The sequence below is a fragment of the Colwellia sp. BRX10-1 genome, from assembly GCF_014077545.1.
Taxonomy (GTDB): domain Bacteria; phylum Pseudomonadota; class Gammaproteobacteria; order Enterobacterales; family Alteromonadaceae; genus Colwellia_A.
In genome coordinates, this window is sequence record NZ_JACGWC010000001.1 from 332,419 (window position 1) to 352,466 (window position 20,048).

At 38.4% G+C, this 20,048-nt stretch carries 16 protein-coding genes; 6 read left to right on the forward strand and 10 right to left on the reverse strand.

Annotation, left to right across the window (positions count from 1 at the left end):
• Nucleotides 1–61 precede the first annotated feature (61 nt).
• From epd to H4J75_RS01475, 5 genes are all read left to right on the forward strand, one after another.
• Nucleotides 62–1,087, forward strand: coding sequence for an erythrose-4-phosphate dehydrogenase (epd, locus tag H4J75_RS01455; RefSeq protein WP_182213568.1), 1,026 nt, complete (start codon nt 62–64; stop codon nt 1,085–1,087).
• Between the two features lie 52 nt (nt 1,088–1,139).
• Complete coding sequence (locus H4J75_RS01460; RefSeq protein WP_182213285.1) at nt 1,140–2,318, forward strand: phosphoglycerate kinase; 1,179 nt, start codon at nt 1,140–1,142, stop codon at nt 2,316–2,318.
• 394 nt (nt 2,319–2,712) lie between these two features.
• A complete protein-coding gene (gene fba / locus H4J75_RS01465; protein ID WP_070374794.1) occupies nt 2,713–3,777 on the forward strand; it encodes a class II fructose-bisphosphate aldolase in 1,065 nt (354 codons plus the stop codon).
• A gap of 143 nt (nt 3,778–3,920) precedes the next feature.
• Nucleotides 3,921–4,751, forward strand: a complete 831-nt coding sequence (locus H4J75_RS01470) for a mechanosensitive ion channel family protein (RefSeq protein WP_182213283.1) — start codon at nt 3,921–3,923, stop codon at nt 4,749–4,751.
• Nucleotides 4,741–5,526, forward strand: coding sequence for a YdiY family protein (locus tag H4J75_RS01475; RefSeq protein ID WP_182221149.1), 786 nt, complete (start codon nt 4,741–4,743; stop codon nt 5,524–5,526). The genes H4J75_RS01470 and H4J75_RS01475 overlap by 11 nt, the downstream gene beginning before the upstream one ends.
• A gap of 195 nt (nt 5,527–5,721) precedes the next feature.
• Here the strand turns inward: H4J75_RS01475 and guaA are convergent, their stop codons facing one another.
• Together guaA and guaB are read right to left on the reverse strand one after the other, a co-directional pair.
• Nucleotides 5,722–7,299 carry a glutamine-hydrolyzing GMP synthase gene (guaA, locus tag H4J75_RS01480; protein ID WP_182221150.1) on the reverse strand — a complete coding sequence of 526 codons (1,578 nt, stop codon included), beginning with the start codon at nt 7,297–7,299 and terminating at the stop codon, nt 5,722–5,724.
• 363 nt (nt 7,300–7,662) lie between these two features.
• Entirely contained in the window at nt 7,663–9,135 is a 1,473-nt protein-coding gene (guaB, locus tag H4J75_RS01485) for an IMP dehydrogenase (protein ID WP_182213278.1), read from the reverse strand.
• Nucleotides 9,136–9,575: 440 nt separating this feature from the next.
• Between guaB and xseA the strand changes: the two genes are divergently transcribed.
• Nucleotides 9,576–10,919, forward strand: coding sequence for an exodeoxyribonuclease VII large subunit (gene xseA, locus H4J75_RS01490; protein WP_182221151.1), 1,344 nt, complete (start codon nt 9,576–9,578; stop codon nt 10,917–10,919).
• On the opposite strand, the gene H4J75_RS01495 is transcribed toward xseA, so the two are convergent.
• The 8 genes from H4J75_RS01495 to pilW all read right to left on the reverse strand — a co-directional run bounded on the left by H4J75_RS01495 (nt 10,916) and on the right by pilW (nt 20,036).
• The gene (locus H4J75_RS01495; protein WP_182213275.1) at nt 10,916–11,599 is read right to left on the reverse strand and encodes a PilZ domain-containing protein; all 684 of its coding nucleotides are present in this window, start codon (nt 11,597–11,599) and stop codon (nt 10,916–10,918) included. The two genes, xseA and H4J75_RS01495, sit on opposite strands and share 4 nt — an antisense overlap.
• Nucleotides 11,600–11,706: 107 nt before the next feature.
• Nucleotides 11,707–13,167 (reverse strand): ribosome biogenesis GTPase Der, encoded by a 1,461-nt coding sequence (der, locus tag H4J75_RS01500; protein ID WP_182176297.1) that lies wholly within the window; start codon nt 13,165–13,167, stop codon nt 11,707–11,709.
• Between the two features lie 133 nt (nt 13,168–13,300).
• Nucleotides 13,301–14,506 (reverse strand): outer membrane protein assembly factor BamB, encoded by a 1,206-nt coding sequence (gene bamB / locus H4J75_RS01505; protein WP_182221152.1) that lies wholly within the window; start codon nt 14,504–14,506, stop codon nt 13,301–13,303.
• Between the two features lie 17 nt (nt 14,507–14,523).
• Complete coding sequence (locus tag H4J75_RS01510) at nt 14,524–15,162, reverse strand: tetratricopeptide repeat protein (RefSeq protein ID WP_182221153.1); 639 nt, start codon at nt 15,160–15,162, stop codon at nt 14,524–14,526.
• 9 nt (nt 15,163–15,171) lie between these two features.
• The gene (gene hisS, locus H4J75_RS01515; RefSeq protein ID WP_182213268.1) at nt 15,172–16,446 is read right to left on the reverse strand and encodes a histidine--tRNA ligase; all 1,275 of its coding nucleotides are present in this window, start codon (nt 16,444–16,446) and stop codon (nt 15,172–15,174) included.
• Nucleotides 16,447–16,630: 184 nt separating this feature from the next.
• Nucleotides 16,631–17,749 carry a flavodoxin-dependent (E)-4-hydroxy-3-methylbut-2-enyl-diphosphate synthase gene (gene ispG / locus H4J75_RS01520; protein WP_070374804.1) on the reverse strand — a complete coding sequence of 373 codons (1,119 nt, stop codon included), beginning with the start codon at nt 17,747–17,749 and terminating at the stop codon, nt 16,631–16,633.
• 68 nt (nt 17,750–17,817) lie between these two features.
• On the reverse strand, nt 17,818–18,816 hold the full coding sequence (locus tag H4J75_RS01525; protein WP_182221154.1) for a RodZ domain-containing protein: 999 nt from the start codon (nt 18,814–18,816) through the stop codon (nt 17,818–17,820).
• Nucleotides 18,813–20,036, reverse strand: a complete 1,224-nt coding sequence (gene pilW / locus H4J75_RS01530; protein WP_182213265.1) for a type IV pilus biogenesis/stability protein PilW — start codon at nt 20,034–20,036, stop codon at nt 18,813–18,815. The genes H4J75_RS01525 and pilW overlap by 4 nt, the downstream gene beginning before the upstream one ends.
• Between the last annotated feature and the right edge of the window lie 12 nt (nt 20,037–20,048).

The window sequence follows — 20,048 nt, forward strand, 5'->3', positions numbered from 1 at the left end:
GAAGGACTTTGACTTTTATCAACACCCTAAATTAATACCATCAACCTATGCCGATAAACTTATGTCTGTAAACATTGCTATTAATGGCTTTGGCCGAATTGGTCGAAGTGTTGCTCGTGCCCTCTATGAGAATGCTGATAACCAATATTTAAAGCTTGTCGCAATTAATGAGCTTGCCGAGCCTAAAGGTATTGCGCATTTATTAAAATATGACACCACCCATGGTCGTTTCCCTTTTTCAGTTGAGTTAGCTGACAATCAGTTAGTTATCGCTGGCGATGTCATACAACTTAGCCATGAAAAGTCCCTCGAAGACATGCCATGGAAAAAACATAACATAGATATCGTTCTTGATTGCACCGGTAAATTTGCCAATCAACACGATGGAAATATTCACTTGAGCCAAGGAGCCAGTAAAGTACTTTACTCTTACCCTGGTGAACAAGACGTTGATGCCACCATTATTTATGGTATTAATCATCAACAACTCAGTGAAAAAGATAAAATAGTCTCGAACGGCTCATGCACCACGAATTGCGTTGTGCCTGTAATAAAAGTCATTGATGAAGCTTTTGGCGTTGAAAGTGGCAGTATTACCACTATTCATTCCTCTATGCATGATCAACAAGTTATCGACGCTTACCATCCAGATCTTCGTCTTAGTAGAGCAGCAAGCCAATCTATCATCCCGGTTGACACCAAGTTAGCAGCAGGTATTGAAAGAATACTGCCTAAATTTGCTGGACGCTTCGAAGCGATTGCCGTGCGAGTACCAACGATTAATGTTACCGCGATGGATTTAAGCCTAACCTTGTCGACAGATGTTGATATTAACGCGATTAACCAAGCCATTATTCGTGCACAAAATAATGGACTACAAGGAATTTTAGGCTACACAGAAGAACCACTGGTTTCTGTAGATTTTAATCATGACCCACATTCTTGTATTGTTGACGGCAACCAAACGCGTGTTAGCCACAAGCGTTTAGTAAAAATGCTGGTCTGGTGTGATAACGAGTGGGGCTTTGCAAATCGTATGATAGATACGGCAAAAACCATGGCAAAAGATATTCAGCTTAAAAAATAATAACAGTAAAAAACACCCATAACTTTAAAATTTATCGAATAGGAAACAGCAAATGTCAGTAATTAAAATGACCGACTTGGCGCTAGCCAATCAAAGAGTTTTGATCCGAGAAGATCTCAATGTACCTCTTAAAGACGGAAAAATAACCTCTGATGCTCGATTAAGAGCGGCTTTACCTACCCTTAAACTTGCTTTAGAAGCGGGCGCAAAAGTGATGATAATGTCCCACCTTGGTCGTCCAACTGAAGGTGAGTACAACGAAGAATTTTCATTAAAACCTGTCGTTGACTATTTAGCTGCCGCATTAAATGTCCCCGTGCATCTAGCAAAAGATTACTTAGATGGCGTTGATGCAAAAGTAGGTGAATTAGTTGTTTTTGAAAACATTCGCTTTAATGTCGGCGAAAAAAATAATGATGATATTTTATCAAAAAAATTAGCTGCATTATGTGATGTATTTGTCATGGATGCCTTTGGTACCGCGCACCGCGCGCAAGCTAGTACACATGGCGTAGCAAAGTTTGCACCTATTGCTTGTGCGGGTCCACTATTGTCCGGTGAATTAGCAGCACTTGGTAAAGCACTAGACAATCCTGCACGCCCATTAGTGGCGATCGTTGGTGGTTCTAAAGTTTCTACAAAATTAACCGTGTTAGAGTCATTAGCGAAAATTGTTGACCAATTAGTGGTTGGCGGCGGCATTGCAAATACTTTTATAGCAGCAAGCGGACATAATGTGGGTAAATCATTATACGAAGCCGATTTACTTGATGAAGCTAACCGTTTAACGCAGCAGGCAAGAGCAAATGATGGCGATATTCCGGTGCCAACAGATGTTATTACTGGTACAGAGTTTTCAGAAACGGCTGTCGCAACGTTAAAGTCAGTTAACGATGTTAGCGATGAAGATATGATTTTTGATATCGGACCAGATTCAGCGCAGGCACTCGTAGAAATAATTAAAAATGCTGGCACTATTGTTTGGAATGGACCTGTTGGCGTTTTTGAATTTGATCAATTTGGTAGTGGTACAGAAACTATTGCAAAAGCAATTGCCGAAAGCTCAGCCTTTTCAATTGCTGGTGGTGGCGATACCTTAGCTGCTGTTGATAAATATGATATAGCCGATAAAATCTCCTATATTTCAACCGGTGGTGGTGCTTTCTTAGAATTTTTAGAAGGGAAAGTGTTACCCGCTGTCGCTATCTTAGAAGAACGCGCTAAAACGTAAAACACGTTAATTAAATCATCAACATCAAACCGCTCTTTATTTTATAAAAGGCGGTTTTTTTTAGCTTTCTTTATTATTTCTAAAAAACTTCATAAAAACCATCAACGGCGCTTTCATTACATTTCACTCTTTCGTTGTAAACTTACAAAACAAAAGCACAAATATTCGCTATAAATCGAGTTTATCGACCTTCTTGATAGTAATTATAGAACATTATTTAAAACCGTTATAAATAAACAGATAAAAACCATTAATGGCATTATTTTTTCTTTTGCCATGTCAATTTCTTATCTGATATACTTACGTTACGAAAGCTTAAATTTCACAATGAAACTTGTTTTTTTTGAGATTGGGCAAATAATATATGACATCTTAAACACTTAGGAGTAATTCAATGGCTTTAATTTCTATGCGCCAAATGTTAGATCACGCTGCAGAATACGGATACGGTATTCCCGCTTTTAACGTTAACAACTTAGAGCAAGTTAGAGCAATAATGATCGCTGCAGACAAAACCAATAGCCCGGTTATTTTACAAGGTTCTGCAGGTGCTCGTAAGTATGCTGGCGCTCCTTTTCTTCGTCATTTAATTCTTGCCGCAATTGAAGAATTCCCTCATATTCCCGTGGTAATGCATCAAGATCACGGCACCTCGCCGAGTGTTTGTCAGCGTTCAATTCAAATGGGTTTTTCATCAGTTATGATGGATGGTTCTTTAATGTCTGATGGTAAAACGCCTTCAAGCTATGAATACAACGTTGATGTAACACGCAGAACCGTTGAAATGGCACATGCTTGTGGTGTTTCTGTTGAAGGTGAATTAGGTTGTCTTGGTTCATTAGAGACAGGTGAAGCGGGTGAAGAAGACGGTATTGGTGCAGTAGGGATATTAACAAAAGAACAAATGTTAACTGACCCAGAAGAAGCCGCTGACTTTGTTAAGAAAACTCAAGTTGATGCTTTAGCGATTGCTTGTGGAACTTCTCATGGCGCTTACAAATTTACGCGTCCACCAACAGGTGACATCTTAGCGATTGACCGTATTAAAGCGATACATAACCGTATCCCAAATACCCATTTAGTTATGCACGGTTCATCATCAGTGCCACAAGAGTGGCTTGCTATCATCAATGAATATGGTGGTAATATTCCTGAAACTTACGGCGTGCCAGTAGAGCAAATTCAAGAAGGCATTAAAAATGGTGTTCGTAAAATTAATATTGATACTGATTTACGTTTAGCATCAACGGGGGCAACTCGTCGCTTCTTAGCACACAACCCAAGCGAATTTGATCCACGTAAATTTTTAGCTGAAACCACTAAAGCCATGACTGAAATTTGTATAGCTCGCTATGATTCATTTGGCGCATCGGGTAATGCAGATAAAATCAAACCCATTTCATTAGATACTATGTTTGATTTATATGATGCTGGCAAACTGAACGCTATTATAAAATAACATCAGCTAGCCATTAAGATTAAGGAGCTTCGGCTCCTTTTTTTGTAAATTTTTCGTTATATTATTAGAAAAATGTAATATTATTAGAAATATGTTGTCAAATTCACTATAATATTCCACAATTTTTAAACGGAGTACAAAAAATGGACAATGTTACTAATTGGTTAGTTGAAAACCAGGCTATGTTACAAGAAAATCTAATAAAATTTATCATCGCGATTGCTATCTTTGTGATTGGTAAATTTGTCGCAAAACTGATCAGTTCTGCAACAAAAAAAATCCTTACCCACAAAAAATTCGATAATACCGTAACTTCTTTTATCGCTAGCTTAATTTATGGCTTAGTTGTGATGGTTGCCTTTATTGCTGCGATTTCTCACTTAGGTTTTAATACCACCTCATTAGTGGCCATTGTTGGTGCTGCAGGTCTTGCAATAGGCTTAGCATTACAAGGTTCATTATCAAACTTTGCCTCAGGTATTTTGTTAATTTCATTAAAGCCTTTTAAAGCCGGTGATTTTGTTGAAATTTCAGGTACCGCAGGTATTGTTGAAGAAGTGCATGTATTTTCAACACAGTTAAGAACCGGTGATAACAAAACAGTTATTATTCCTAATGGTGGTATTACAAGTGGCACCATTACAAATTATTCAGCTAAAGCAACCAGAAGAATAGATTTAGTCATTGGTGTTGGTTATAGCGCAGATTTAAAACAAACAAAGCAAATACTAAAAGATGTTGTGAGTAATCATGATTTAGTATTAAAAGACCAAGCTATTACTGTTGGTGTTAGTGCCTTAGCTGATAGTTCAGTGAACTTTGTCGTTCGTCCATGGGTAAAAACAGCAGACTATTGGCCTGTGCATTTTGATTTGCTAGAAGCGATTAAAATAGAACTAGACAAAGCTGGTATCGAAATACCTTTTCCACAACTTTCTGTACATGTTAATCAAGAGACCAAAAATGAACAATAAATTAGCAATTGTTGCTTTATGTAGCAGCTTATCACTTAATGCTTTTGCCGAAGAAGCAGTCGCTCCAAAAGATCCATTAAGTATGTCTGCTGAATTAGGCGCACTATTTAAAACTGGCGATAATAAAAGCACCGATATAAAAGCTGGCTTCGATTTAGATCATGAATTAGGTTTATGGCGAAGTACTGTTCGCTTTGACTTGCTTGCAAGTAAAGCAGAGATTGAAGATGAAGAGGGTGTTCAACAGACTCAAACAACAGATCAGCAATGGAAGATAGTGGGTCAAACTAACTATACCATTGGCGCTAAAAAAACTAACTATGTCTATGGTAATGTATCTCACGACGATAATCGTTTTGGCGGATTTGAGACTCAAAGCTCTATCTCTGCTGGTTGGGGTCGTCGTTGGTTTGAAAGTAAAACAGGCACATTTGATGCTGATATCGGACCCGGTTATAAAAAAGACGTTGTACGTTTAGAAGATGAAAATGGTAATGAGTATACTGAAAACAAGTCTGCTTTCATTATACAAGCACAAGCTTTGTATACACGTAATTTAAACGAACATGTTAAATTTAAGCAGCGATTTGTTGCTAAGTATGCGACTAAAAGTGGTGAAAACAGTAATTATCAAGCAGAAAGCTCAATAACTACTAAGCTTATTTCAACGTTACAATTAAAAGTTAGTTTTAAGATTGACTATAATACTGATGTTGAAGAAGGCAAAGAAAACACCAATACTCAAACGGCGTTAACGCTCGTTTATAGCTTCTAGTTGACCTAAACTAAGATGCTTTATTTAGCCTTCAACTCTTTTGAAGGCTAAATATATTTCCTTTTCATCCCTAATCTCTCTCAGCACAGGTTTTATCACCTACTTTATTTTTACACGCTAAAACAATAAGTAAAAAAAAAGCCCTAACATTTAAATGCTAAGGCCATTATTATTTATAAGTAATAAAAGTGCTGTTTATTCCCACTCAATCGTCGCGGGTGGTTTACCTGAAATATCATAAACGACACGTGAAATACCATCAATTTCGTTAATGATCCGATTAGACACTAAACCTAAGAAATCATAAGGCAAATGTGACCAACGTGCTGTCATAAAGTCGATGGTTTCAACACAACGTAATGATACAACCCAATCATATTTACGGGCATCGCCCATAACTCCTACTGATTTTACCGGTAAAAATACGGTAAACGCTTGGCTTACTTTAGTGTATAAATCATGCTTGTGTAATTCTTCAATGAAAATAGCATCGGCACGACGTAATAAATCAGCATATTCTTTTTTAACTTCACCTAGAATACGTACACCCAACCCAGGGCCAGGAAACGGATGACGGTAAAGCATATCGTACGGTAAGCCAAGCTCTAAGCCTATTTTACGTACTTCATCTTTAAATAACTCACGTAATGGTTCAACTAAGCCTAGTTTCATGTAATCAGGTAAGCCGCCAACATTATGATGTGATTTAATAACATGCGCTTTACCGGTCGCTGAGGCGGCCGATTCAATGACGTCAGGGTAAATAGTGCCCTGTGCTAACCATTTGGCATTATCTAACTTATTCGACTCTTCTTCGAAAACATCAATAAAAACATTACCAATAATTTTACGTTTTGCTTCTGGCTCACTTTCACCCGCTAAGCGGTCTAAAAATCTATCTTCGGCTTCAATTTTTATAATATTTAAACCAAAGTGATCGCCAAACATATCCATGACTTGCTGGCCTTCATCTAAACGAAGTAAACCATTATCAACAAATACACAGGTCAATTTATCGCCAATCGCTCGATGTAATAACATAGCAACTACTGATGAATCAACACCGCCTGAAAGACCTAAGATAACTTCGTCGTCGCCGACTTGAGCTTTCATTTTTGCAATAGCATCATCAATGATTGATGATGAAGTCCATAATTTTTCACACTGGCAAATTTCAACAACAAAGTTTTCTAAAATGCGTAAACCTTGTTTAGTGTGGGTCACTTCAGGGTGAAACTGCACACCATAGAATTGCTTTTCTTCGTTTGCCATTGCTGCATAAGCACAACTTGCTGTTTGTGCAACAGTAACAAAGCCTGTTGGTATAGCTGACACTTTGTCGCCGTGGCTCATCCAGACATCTAGTAAAGCATTACCGTTAGTACCAATACTGTCTTCAACATTGTTGAATAACGCAGATTTAGCAATAAGTTCAACCGCGGCATAACCAAACTCTTTGTGCGTTGAACTTTCAACACCACCGCCAAGTTGTTCAGCCATTGTTTGCATGCCATAGCAAATACCTAGAACAGGAACGCCAGCGTTATAAACATATTCAGGTGCACGAGGTGAATTTTCTGCAGTGACCGACTCAGGGCCGCCAGCTAGAATGATACCTGTCGGGTTAAAACCTTTAATTTGCTCTTCGGTTACATCCCAAGACCAAAGTTCACAATAAACACCTATTTCACGTACGCGACGAGCAATTAGCTGAGTATATTGTGAACCAAAATCTAAAATTAGTATTCGGTGATCATGAATGTCTTTACTCATGTTGTTTTCCTACTTTAACGCTCGTTATGTCTAAACTTTATACTGCGTTGTATTCGTAATGAAACAAAATCATTTATAAAACCTTATTTATAATAAGATAAGTCATTTGTTTAATTACTCAACAGCCTTGCCTAAAGCTCATTCATTTAGAGCGGATTTATAAAATGAACAGGCTGAGTTATTTATTGATAACTCAGCCTGTAGAATCTTTTGTTTTCCAGTTAACTAAAAGTAACTAAGAATATTTTCAGTGCATCAAGTTGAGAATATTTAGCTCTATTTCAAGGCGCTAGCGCGGAGTTGACGATAGTCAATGAGCACTTGCAACGCAGAAATCGAGCTAAAATAACTCAACCAATATTACTACCCCATACGATAGTTTGGTGCTTCTTTGGTGATGGTTACGTCATGAACATGCGACTCACCCATACCTGCCGAGGTAATTTTCATAAACTCGGGTTTAGTTCGCATGGTCTCAATATCTTTACTGCCGGTTAAACCCATTGATGAGCGTAATCCGCCCATCTGCTGGTGGATAATTGCAGAAACAGGCCCTTTATAAGCAACACGACCTTCAATACCTTCCGGTACCAACTTGTCAGCTTCGCCATCAGATTTCTGGAAATAACGATCACTTGAACCTTCTTTCTGGCTCATTGCGCCTAAAGAGCCCATACCGCGATATGATTTGTAATAGCGACCTTGATAAAGTTCTACTTCGCCAGGTGCTTCTTCGGTTCCAGCAAACATACTACCAACCATCACACAATGCGCGCCAGCAACCAGTGCTTTAGCAATATCACCAGAGAATCGAATACCACCATCGGCAATAACAGGAATGCCAGTACCTTTAAGCGCTTCTACTGCATTTGAGATAGCCGTTAATTGTGGTACTCCAACGCCAGTTACAATACGCGTAGTACATATTGAACCTGGGCCTATACCAACTTTAACCGCATCTACGCCAACATCGGCTAATGCTTTTGCACCAGCCCCTGTCGCCACATTGCCAGCAACAATTTGTAAGTCAGGATATTTTTGACGGGTTTCTTTTACTCGATCAAGAACACCTTGGGAATGACCATGTGAAGTATCAATTAATAAGACGTCAACACCTGCGGCAACTAACGCGTCAATACGTTCATCAGTACCCGCGCCAACACCGACAGCGGCGCCCACTCGTAAACGACCTAATTTATCTTTACAAGCATTAGGTTTACTTTCAGCTTTTTGATAATCTTTAGCGGTGATCAAACCCACTAATTTAAAGGCATCATCAACCACTAAAATTTTCTCAATACGGTTACTGTGCATTAAGCCAAGTATTTCTTCACGCGCGGCACCTTCTTTAACCGTGACTAATTTTTCTTTAGTCGTCATTAACGCTGAGACAGGTTTAGTGAGGTCTGTTTCAAAGCGTAAATCACGGCCAGTAATTATACCGGTAAGATTGCCATTTTCATCAACAACAGGGAAACCTGAAAAGCCAAGATCATCAGCTTTATGCATGACTTCTTCAATAGTAAAGTTAGCATTGACGGTCACGGGATCGGAAACAATACCACTTTCGTATTTTTTAACTTTTAATACGTTAGCCGCTTGCTCAGCGATGGTCATGTTTTTATGAATAAAACCTAAACCACCTTCTTGCGCTAATGTAATAGCTAAAGGTGCTTCAGTAACTGTATCCATAGATGCAGATACCATAGGTATATTTAAATTAATTTTACGGGTTAATTTAGTTTTTAAATCGGCCGTATGTGGGAGTACTTCTGAATGAGCAGGTACAAGTAATACATCATCAAAAGTTAGTGCTTCTTGGGCAATTCTTAGCATCGCAACATCTCTCTAAAAAGGTTGGTTAGGGAGTGAATATTGCGGCAGAATTTTAACCGTTTTGTGGTTTAAGAACAACTTAAATTTAACGATAAACTGAAATAATTATCTCTGGGGAGTTTAAAGGAATATATAATTTACTGGTTCCACTTTAATAGGTAAGATCCAAAGGGAATTATAAACGCCTTTAAGCAAGATATTGATTGAAAATAATAGTTATTCTATTATTGAAATCAATAACGTAAAATAAAGTGTTCATAAGCCCCTTTCGGGGAATCGGAACAAGTAATACGCGTCGTTACATTTTATTTAAGGGAATAACCTTTAACAAAAATATGTGCTTAGATTATGATTCGCTTAGGTTTGCTGAAACTCGTATATTTAAGCAGAGCGGATATATCGACTCAAATCGCCTTAACATTAGATAAAGTAAGTATTTTATGGCTACGCAGCACATTTTACAGATAAGTGAACTGACGAGAAAAGTAAAGTTCATGCTAGAAAGTGAACTTAATACCGTATGGTTGTGTGGTGAAATCTCAAATTTCATTGCTGCTAGCTCGGGTCATTGGTATTTGTCACTCAAAGACAGTAAATCGCAAGTGCGTTGCGCAATGTTTAAGGGCAACAATCGACGAGTAAGGTTAGCGGATGGTTCAACGCCTCGCAACGGCCAACAGGTGTTAGTACGCGCCAAGGTTTCTTTGTATGAGCCACGAGGTGATTTTCAATTAATTATTGAAATGATGGAGGATGCGGGTGAAGGTTTATTGCGACAACAATTTGAGCAATTAAAGAGTAAGCTCAATGCACAAGGTTTGTTTGCTCAGCAGTTCAAGCAAGCCATTCCTAAAAATATTAACACGGTTGGCATAGTTACCTCGCCAACGGGTGCTGCAGTTAAAGATATTATATCTGTTTTGCAAAGACGTAATCCAGCAATTACTATCGTTATATACCCTGCACTTGTGCAAGGCGAGCATGCTAAGAATGACATTGTTCATGCCATCGATATCGCTAATCAACGTGAAGAATGCCAAGTATTAATTGTTGGTCGTGGAGGAGGCTCTCTAGAAGACTTATGGAGCTTTAATGAAGAAGACGTAGTGAATGCTATTTTTCATAGCCGCATTCCAATTATCAGCGCTGTCGGTCATGAGATAGACACAACATTAAGTGATCTCGTTGCTGATTTAAGAGCGCCAACACCTTCAGCAGCGGCAGAACTGGTTTCACAAGACAATAGTGAGTTACAAAGTCGCTTACAAGAATTATCAAAGCGGGCTCAGCAGTTATTTACTCAAAAAGTAAAACAAGAAAACTCAGACCTACAAAACCTTAATCATCGCTTAACGCAAGTTCATCCAGAAAGAAAACTTCAGCAGCATCAACAAAAATCAGATGAATTGAATATTCGTTTAGATAAAGCAATAAAGCGTGAATTGGCACGTTTCAAACAAAAACCCGAAAAGTTAGTACGCGATTTACAACACGTAGATCCAACAAAAGTGATCATTCAACATAAAAGTACCTTGCGCCACTTAGATGACAGATTACAACGGGCATTAGACGTTAGCGTAAAAAATAAATCTGAGCACTTTGTTAGCATTATTGAGCAGCTCCATATTGTCAGTCCGCTCGCGACTATTGCCCGTGGTTATAGTGTCAGTCGAAATAGTCATCAGCAAATTGTTCGCACAAAAGATCAAGTGAGTATTGGCGATGAAATATCTATTCAAGTCAGTGATGGTCGTATTTTAAGCCAAGTTATTGATAAGATTTAATTTTCAGCAATAACGGCATGCTGAAGTAACTTTATCACTGATGCTTTACTTTTTTCTTCAAACTTTAAACCGATACAAAGGCCATTAGCTTGTGATTTGTAGCTACAGGTTTCTGCAGAAAACTTTAAATTTCCTAATCCTTGAAAGTCTTCGACAATTAATTCGACAGATTTATTTTTTTCCATCACTAACGACTCGCCGTTAGTGATCAATACTTGGCAGCCATTAACAGAAATATCTATAATGGTCGCTTGCCAATATTCTTTAGCAATATTTATCTTAGCAACAATATCGGTATCAATGCGCATCGCTGAACGTAAGCTTTGTAAGCTAACAGAACGTGGAAAATCAAGGACAATTAATCTCGAAGGTATTTGTAAGGTTTGTTTAACATTACTGATAAAAGCAACCACCGCGCCCTCATGCCCTTCAATTAAACCTCGCACCGTAATACCAGCACCTTGGGTAATATATTGGGAAAAATTCCCTAATTTATTTGCATCAGGAAATTGCACTAAAACATAATGCTTGGGGAGGTAGCCAATGAAGGTGCTACGAAACTTTGCTTTTTGTCCGGCTGGTGTGGCTATATCGATAGTAATCGTTGAGCCTGACTGCAATAAGCCAAGGTTTCTGTCTAAGCGGTTAACCAATGCAATTTTTTTAGGAGTGGCTGCCATAATGTTAACATTTAAGAATAAGTATTTTAAATGTAGCACTTAGCAAAAAGCCAATCAAATGATTGGCTTCAGTAATGTTAAATTATTATCAAAAAAAACGTAAGTTTTTAGTCTTTCTTATAACCTTCAGTAGCTCTGGCCATTTTCTTTTGCTCGGTATAAGTTAACTTTTTCTTGCCAGCAAACGGGTTACTTGTTTCTCTAAACTCAATTCTAATCGGCGTACCCATTATTTTTAATGATTTACGGTAATAATTCATTAAATAGCGTTTATATGAAACAGGAAGCTTTTTGGCTAAATTACCATGAATAACAATGATAGGTGGATTATAACCACCGGCATGCGCATATTTAAGCTTAATGCGACGTCCTTGACTCATCGGTGGTTGATGATCAAACGTGGCCATATCTAATATTTTGGTAACCATTGAGGTAGATATACGTTTAGTTGCTGAAATGAAAGCTTCTTCAACTGACTCATATAAATGGCCAACACCGGTACCGTGTAAAGCAGAGATAAAGTGGATACGTGCAAAATCAATAAAACCTAAACGACGATCTAATTCGGTTTTAATACGATCTTTAACATGCTCTTCTAGACCATCCCATTTATTAACCGCAAGTACCAAAGAACGACCTGCTTCTAAAATAAAGCCCAGTAAACTTAAATCTTGATCGGTAATACCTTCACGAGCATCAATAATTAACAAACAAACATTGGCATCTTCTATGGCACGTAGTGTTTTAATAACAGAATACTTTTCTACAACATCAGTCACGTTTTTACGACGACGAATACCTGCAGTATCAATTAATGTATATTCACGGCCATCATGTTCCATCGGGATATATACACTATCGCGAGTGGTACCTGGCGCATCAAAAACAACAACGCGGTCTTCACCTAAGATACGGTTAGTCAGTGTTGACTTACCCACATTAGGTTTACCAATGATAGCAAGTTTGATTTTATCATTTTCAAACGGTGCTTCGGCAATTTTTTCTTCATCAGTTTTAGCTGAGAATTCTTGTGCACCATCAAACTCATCATTTTCACGTGCTTCACCAAGTGCTTCTATATGAGGTGTTAATGCAAGTGTTAATAATTGTGTAACACCACGACCATGCGCGGCGGCAATTTTATGAACGGTATCACCCAGTGATAATTCATAAAATTCAGCAACAGCAGAATCAGCATCAATACCATCAACTTTATTCGCAACCAAAAATATTTTCTTATTTTGTTTACGAAGGTAGTCAGCGATACCGATATCCGCTGATGTTAAACCATCACGAGCATCAACCATAAATAAAACAGCATCGGCTTCTGCTATCGCCATTAATGACTGTTCGGCCATTAATGCGTCAATACCTTGTTCATTACCATTAATACCGCCGGTATCAATAACAATAAATGGATGATCTTCTACTTTCGCTTGACCATATTGACGGTCACGCGTTAAGCCAGGATAATCTGCTACGAGAGCATCTCGGCTTCGGGTTAATCGGTTAAATAACGTCGATTTGCCAACATTAGGACGTCCGACAAGTGCAACAACTGGAAGCATGTTTACCTCTATAAATTCATTTGTAGAGTAAACAACGTCATGCAAAATGCAAAACTTTTACTCTATTTAATAACAAACAACGGCTCCAATGCATTCTGCAATGGAGCCGTTTAATTCTAGCTGATAAAAAGACTTATGGAATTTTTATCGCTTGCAAATCACCATTACGTGATTGCGCGTAAATAATATTTTCGTGTACAGTGGGTGCTATATTTAAACCGCTACTGTCAACTTCATGACGTGCAACGATATCACCTGTTGTTTGGTCGATAAAATGAAGATAGCCTTCAAAGTCGCCAACAACAATATAATCACTAATAATAGCAGGACCGGTAACACCACGATTAGTCAGTGCAAGTTGGCTCCACTTTTCAAAACCGTTTAAACGGTCAACCGCATAAATATGACCTTTAATATCAGTTAAAAATAGGCTGTTACCACTAATAGCCATATCATGATATGACGAATACTGACGTTCCCAAATCATCCGACCGGTACGTAAATCTATAGCGGTCAAATTACCCTTTACAGAAATACTATAAACTTTATCGCCATAAATAAGTGGCGCAGAGTCAACATCTATGACTCGCTCTAATTGTGTCGAGCCACCGGCTTCACCAACTTCTACTGTCCAACCTTGTTGACCAGTTTCAAGAATATAGACGCTCATGGTTCCATTAGCTGAACCAACCATCACACCACCAGAAGAAATCGCTGGCGAACTAACACCACGTAACGTTAATGCTGGTACTTCTTGTTCGATTTGCCATTCATCTTGACCGTTCGAAGCGTTAAAAGCCTTGATGACACCTGAAGCAGTATTGACAACTAAAATACCAGCATCAATAGCGGGAGCTGCAATAACTTCGCCTTTTACTTTTCCTTGCCAATCAAGCTTACCTGTATCAGCATCTAATGCGAATACTTCGCCATTTTCACTGCCAATAAAGACTTTTTGAATACCTAAAATCGGGCCGCCATTTAATAAAGCAGATTGTCGACGTTCAAAAAAGCCGCGTTCGCCTTTTACATCACTTAAATCTGTTGACCAAATTTCTTCACCATTTTCTAGTTCCAAAGCAACAACATCACCGTAACGACTAGCACTGTAAAGTTTGCCGTAAGCAACATTAGGTTTAATACGTGAAAAATAATCGCTAACACCATTACCGACACTGGTTTCCCAGAGCACATCAGCATCAAAAGCTTGTTTGATTTCTGTTAATTCAGCAACTTTAGTCGCTTCATCTTCTTCGTCAGTTGAAGAACAAGCGACAAGCCCTAAGGACACTAGCGCTATCACTAATAACTTTCTATTAAAGCGTAATTTTTTTAACATATGAATGATTAGCCTCTTTATTTAGCAATCGATGATAATTGGGCTAAATCATTTAATTTCATTTGTAAGGCACCATTATTTGTTTGACCTTCAACGTCAAGTGCTGCTTGATAAGCATTACGAGCAAGTTCTACTTTACCTTGCTTGAAATATGCATCGCCTTTAGTTTCTTCAATCGCACTTTTAAATGACTCTGGCAGTGTAACCGATAGGGTTGCCAATGCTTCAGTGTATTGCTCAAGTTGAATTTGCACACGCGCTAATCGAACACTTGCGATAGCTTTAATACCTTGATTGGTAGAGCTTTCAATAGCACTTGCCAAGTGAATAGCAACTTGTGGCCAATCTTTATGAGTAGCCGCTTCTTTTGCTAGCGCAAGCGCCGTTAATGAAGCGTAGCTAGAGTCTTTATTTTCAGCAATAAATTTACTTGCACTTGCTGAAAAAGCCTTTCCGTCTACACCAGCACTTTCCATCACTGTTTGATAAGCATCAGACGTTAAAACTTCATTCTCAAGTTGGGTATCTTTATATACGTTAAAGCCAATAAAACCAGCAAAACCTAAAACTAAACCGGCAATAACTGCAGTACCATTTTCTTTCCAAAAACCTTTGATGGCTTCGACTTGTTGTTCTTCTGTTTGATAAACGTCCACTACTTCACCTTAAATTAAACTGTTTAATAAAGCTGGCACTTGTTCAAGCGACACCTTCTGTTGTTCTTGTTGTCCACGCAAATATTTTATCGTCACGCTTTGCTCAGCAAGTTCATCTTCACCGATGATAATTGCTACTTGCGCACTCGATTTATCTGCCCGTTTCATTTGTTTTTTCATATTACCACCACCGCAGTGGTTTTGTATGCGAATATCTTTAACTTGGTCACGCCATTGTTCACTGAGTAGCGCTGCTTGAATATCAACCCCCTCACCTAAACCAATAACATAAACATCAACTTGTGCACGAATATTGTTAGCTTTTTCTAAGCTCGTTAACATGAGTACCAAGCGTTCAATGCCTAAGGCAAAACCAAATGCTGGTGTTGCTTTGCCACCAAGTTGTTCGACTAAGCCATCATAACGACCACCCGCACAAATAGTACCTTGTGCGCCTAAGCTGTCAGTCACCCATTCAAATACCGTACGATTGTAATAATCTAAACCGCGAACTAAGCGGTCATTAATCACATAGTTAATACCCGCAGCATCTAAACGCTGACAAACACCCGCAAAGTGAGCTTTAGATTCATCATCAAAATAATCACTTAATTTTGGTGCGCCCACTAAAGCGGCTTGTACATCTTTATTTTTACTGTCTAAAACGCGTAATGGATTGGTATGCATTCTGCGTTTAGAGTCTTCATCAAGCTGATCTTCTTTTTCTGTTAAGAAAACAACTAAAGCATCGCGATAATTTGCACGCTCTTCATTTGAACCTAACGAGTTTAGCTCTAGTGTGACAAACTCATTGATGCCAAGTTCCCGCCAAAGACGAGAAGTTAGCATAATAATTTCTGCGTCTATGTCAGGTGTTCCAATTCCAAAGGCTTCTAAGCCGAATTGGTGGAACTGACGATAACGACCTTTTTGTGGGCGTTCATGCCTAAACATCGGCCCCATGTACCATAAACGTTGTTCTTGGTTATATAATAAACCATGCTGATTGCCTGCACGCACACATGATGCTGTACCTTCTGGTCGCAGTGTTAAGCTATCACCGTTACGGTCATCAAAAGTGTACATCTCTTTTTCAACGATATCAGTAACTTCACCAATAGATCGTTTAAAAAGTCCAGTAGACTCGACAATCGGCATACGTATTTCAGCAAAACCATAGCTACTAGCAACTCGGCGTAAAACTGATTCAACCATTTGCCAAATAGGAGTTTCAGTGGGTAAACAGTCGTTCATCCCTCTGACGGCTTGTAATGTTTTGCTCAAAGTAAGGCTCTCTTTCATCTATTGTATAAAATAGATATTTATATAAAACGGGAAAAATTAAGTGCAGCGCGCATTATAGGCAGTTTGAGACGAAACGTAAATAGTGCAGCTGTGATACCTCAAAATGCAGGTTTCAACTGAACTGTCACCGCTATAACGTTTCGCTCTTTTTAAAGTTATTTTATTACTCTATTTCTTTAAATTTTATTTTGTAAGCCGCATCAAGAAGTTTCGCTTTAGCACGAATTCGCTCTTCGAGCTGGTCTACTAAGTTATTATTATCAAAGCGATCTTTTTGGCGGATGCCATCTAAATAATAACCACTTTTTCGGCTACTACCCGTTAAGCCCAAATCAGAAATAATCGCTTCACCCGGACCATTAACAATACAACCAATAATAGAAACATCCATTGGCGTTAATATATCTTCAATACGTTGTTCTAACGCATTAACGGTGGCGATAACATCAAACTCTTGGCGAGAACAGCTTGGACAAGCAATAAGATTGATACCTCGACTACGTAATTTTAGTGACTTTAAAATATCAAAACCGACTTTAATTTCTTCTATGGGATCTGCTGCCAAAGAAATGCGTAACGTGTCGCCAATTCCTTCAGCTAATAACAAGCCTAAACCTACAGAAGACTTTACTGAGCCAGAGCGCAAGCCACCTGCTTCGGTAATACCAAGGTGAAGTGGGTTATCAATCTGTTTTGCTAATAAACGGTAAGATTCGACCGCAAGAAATACATCTGAGGCTTTAACACTAACCTTAAACTGATCGAAATTAAGCCTATCTAGAATATCAACATGACGCATTGCCGATTCAAAAAGTGCTTCTGGCGTTGGTTCAGTATATTTTTCTTGGATATCCTTTTCTAATGAACCACCATTTACACCAATACGAATAGGAATATTTAAGTCACGTGCACATTCAACAACACTACGCACTCGGTCTTCGCGGCCGATATTACCAGGATTAATACGTAAACAATCTGCGCCATACTCAGCAACTTTTAAGGCGATTCGATAATCAAAATGGATATCAGCAACCAGTGGAACTTTCACTAGTTTTTTAATTTCGCGAAAGGCTTCGGCTGCATCCATCGTCGGTACGCTCACCCGAACAATATCAGCACCCACACCTTCTAATGCTTTAATTTGTGCAACGGTTGCTGCCACATCAGTCGTCAACGTATTGGTCATTGACTGCACAGTTATCGGTGCATCGCCACCAACAGGAACATTACCCACCATTATTTGACGAGATTTACGGCGGATGATTGGAGATTCTTTAAACATAATAATTCACAACTTTGGTGGTTTGTCACTTAAGCGCAACAAACGTTATTTATACAAAATGCTAATGACTAATTGGTAACAGGCAAAGTAAATTTAGCGATATTACCACTGTTAAACTGACTCATATCAATGACTTCATCGGCAAAGTTTATTGCCACTAATTCAGGTCTTCCTAGGGTAACATCAAAAGGTGCTTGCCCAGATATTGTCATAACGTAACCCAATTTTTTCACACCCCAAGCAATGCGCTCACCTGTTGAATCTGAAATATTTACCCAACAGTCACCAGAAAAAGTAAAAATGACTTCAGTTAAAGGCACTTCAGTCAATGCTTCCTCTGCTGTTGGGGTATTTTCAACTGCAATGATGTCAGCTTCGCTCACTTGACTATTTTCTACATTAACCGCTGCGGGTGTAATATCATTACTTTGCGGCTCTAACACGGCAGTAGCTAAAGGTGCCTCAGTAATAGTTTTAGTCACGTTATCAATGTTAACTGTCGAAAGATCACTCGTTTGATTTTCGTTAACATCGTCAGCACTTTGAGTAATTATCTCAATATCTTCAGCCAGCGTTTGAGCTTGTTCTTTATTATTTTGCAACCACCACATCATAGTAGAACCAATGAGAATGGCTAAAATGATATAGCTTATCCACATAATACGATTACTTTCTGCTAACTTTTCCGTGCCTTTAGAAAAACTTTGTAGTTTAGAAACTTGTGCTTTAGCTATATTTAATTGTTCATAGCTTACCAATACATCATCTTGAGAAACATTAACTAATTTTGCATAGCTACGTAAATAGCCGCGATTATAAGTTTCCGGCAAATTACTATTAAACAGCTCACTTTCTATCTCATTAACTAAAGTAAGACGAAAATTGAGTTTACTCGCAACCTCTTGCTGAGTTAAGCCTGCTTTTTTTCTAGCATCACTAAGAATTTGTCCCGGCCCAATGATTTTACTATTGTCAGAAAGGTCGTCTTCGGAACTGTTATGCAAGGGTTCTGATGATGCAGTAGCTTGTGCCTTTTTGATATTATTAGGCGTTTCAACATGGGTCATTGGGTTTTCTCTTGTTCAACTTTATTAGTAGCATTGTTGGTTGGCATAGTATCAGTATGCTCTGGTAAATAAACATAGAACGTTTGGCCTAGCTTTAAAATATCGCTACGAGTAATATTATTCCAGCGCTCTAGTGTCTTCATATGAATATTGTATTTTTTTGAGAGGCTAAATAAACTGTCGCCTTTGACAATAATATGTATTTTTGCTTCAAGGTCATCCTTTAACTGTTCTTGGGTATCCTTGATACTCATCGTCTCTACGTTAGTACTTTTAGCAACTGTTGCTTTTTTAGCCTGTTGTTTTAGCCGTTTTTTTTGGGGCTTGTTCGGTGATAAAACAACGACACGTTTCGGTGGTAAAGCGTCACTAGTTGTTAATATCGATGCTTGATAAATCTTTGCTAAGTCATCCGCTTCAGTATGCTCAAGCGCATTTAAAATATATTGCTTAGCTTGGTAAGAAGTTGGGAACATTTTTACCAACATACTGGCATAATTTTTAGCTGTACGATAATTGCGCTGCTTTTCAAAAACCTTATAAGCCAATGAAAGTGCTTCAGGACTAAAGCGACGAGTTGCTTTTTCATAACGTTTCACATAACGTTGCGCGGATTTATAATCACCAATAGCGTACTGTAAGCGAACCATTTGTAATAAAGCTGATGCACGATTAGGACTATGCTGAATAGATTTTGTAAAGTATTTTTCAGCCTTAACAAATTCACCGGCTTTTAGTTGACAAAGCGCGAGGTTTTCGTAACTTTGCGAGACCATTAAGTAGGTTGGGATTGCTATCGCTTTTAAAGTGTATTTTTCAGCGTCGGCATACTTTTCATGTCGACAAAGAAAAACCCCATAATTATTTAAGGTATCTGGATTTTTTTCATCGATTGATAACGCCTGTTCATAAGCATTGGTAGCAAGCTGTGATTCGCCAACCACATCATAATAATGAGCAAACGCCGTATAAACTTGGGATAAGTTCGGTGAAAAGCGCTTTGCTTTTTCCAAATTTAACTTCGCTTGGCTAGTATTTCCCATTTTTAAATAGCCAAGACCTAATGAAATTCGAGTCATCGCCATTTCATTATTACTTGAGTCACTTTCTACTACAGGTATTGTACTGTCGTTCTCATAATTTTGTGTTACACACCCAGAAAGGACAATTAACAAAGCGATAACGCTCGTTATAAATAACCGCGGCAGAAATTTAATCATATGGCAGAATGT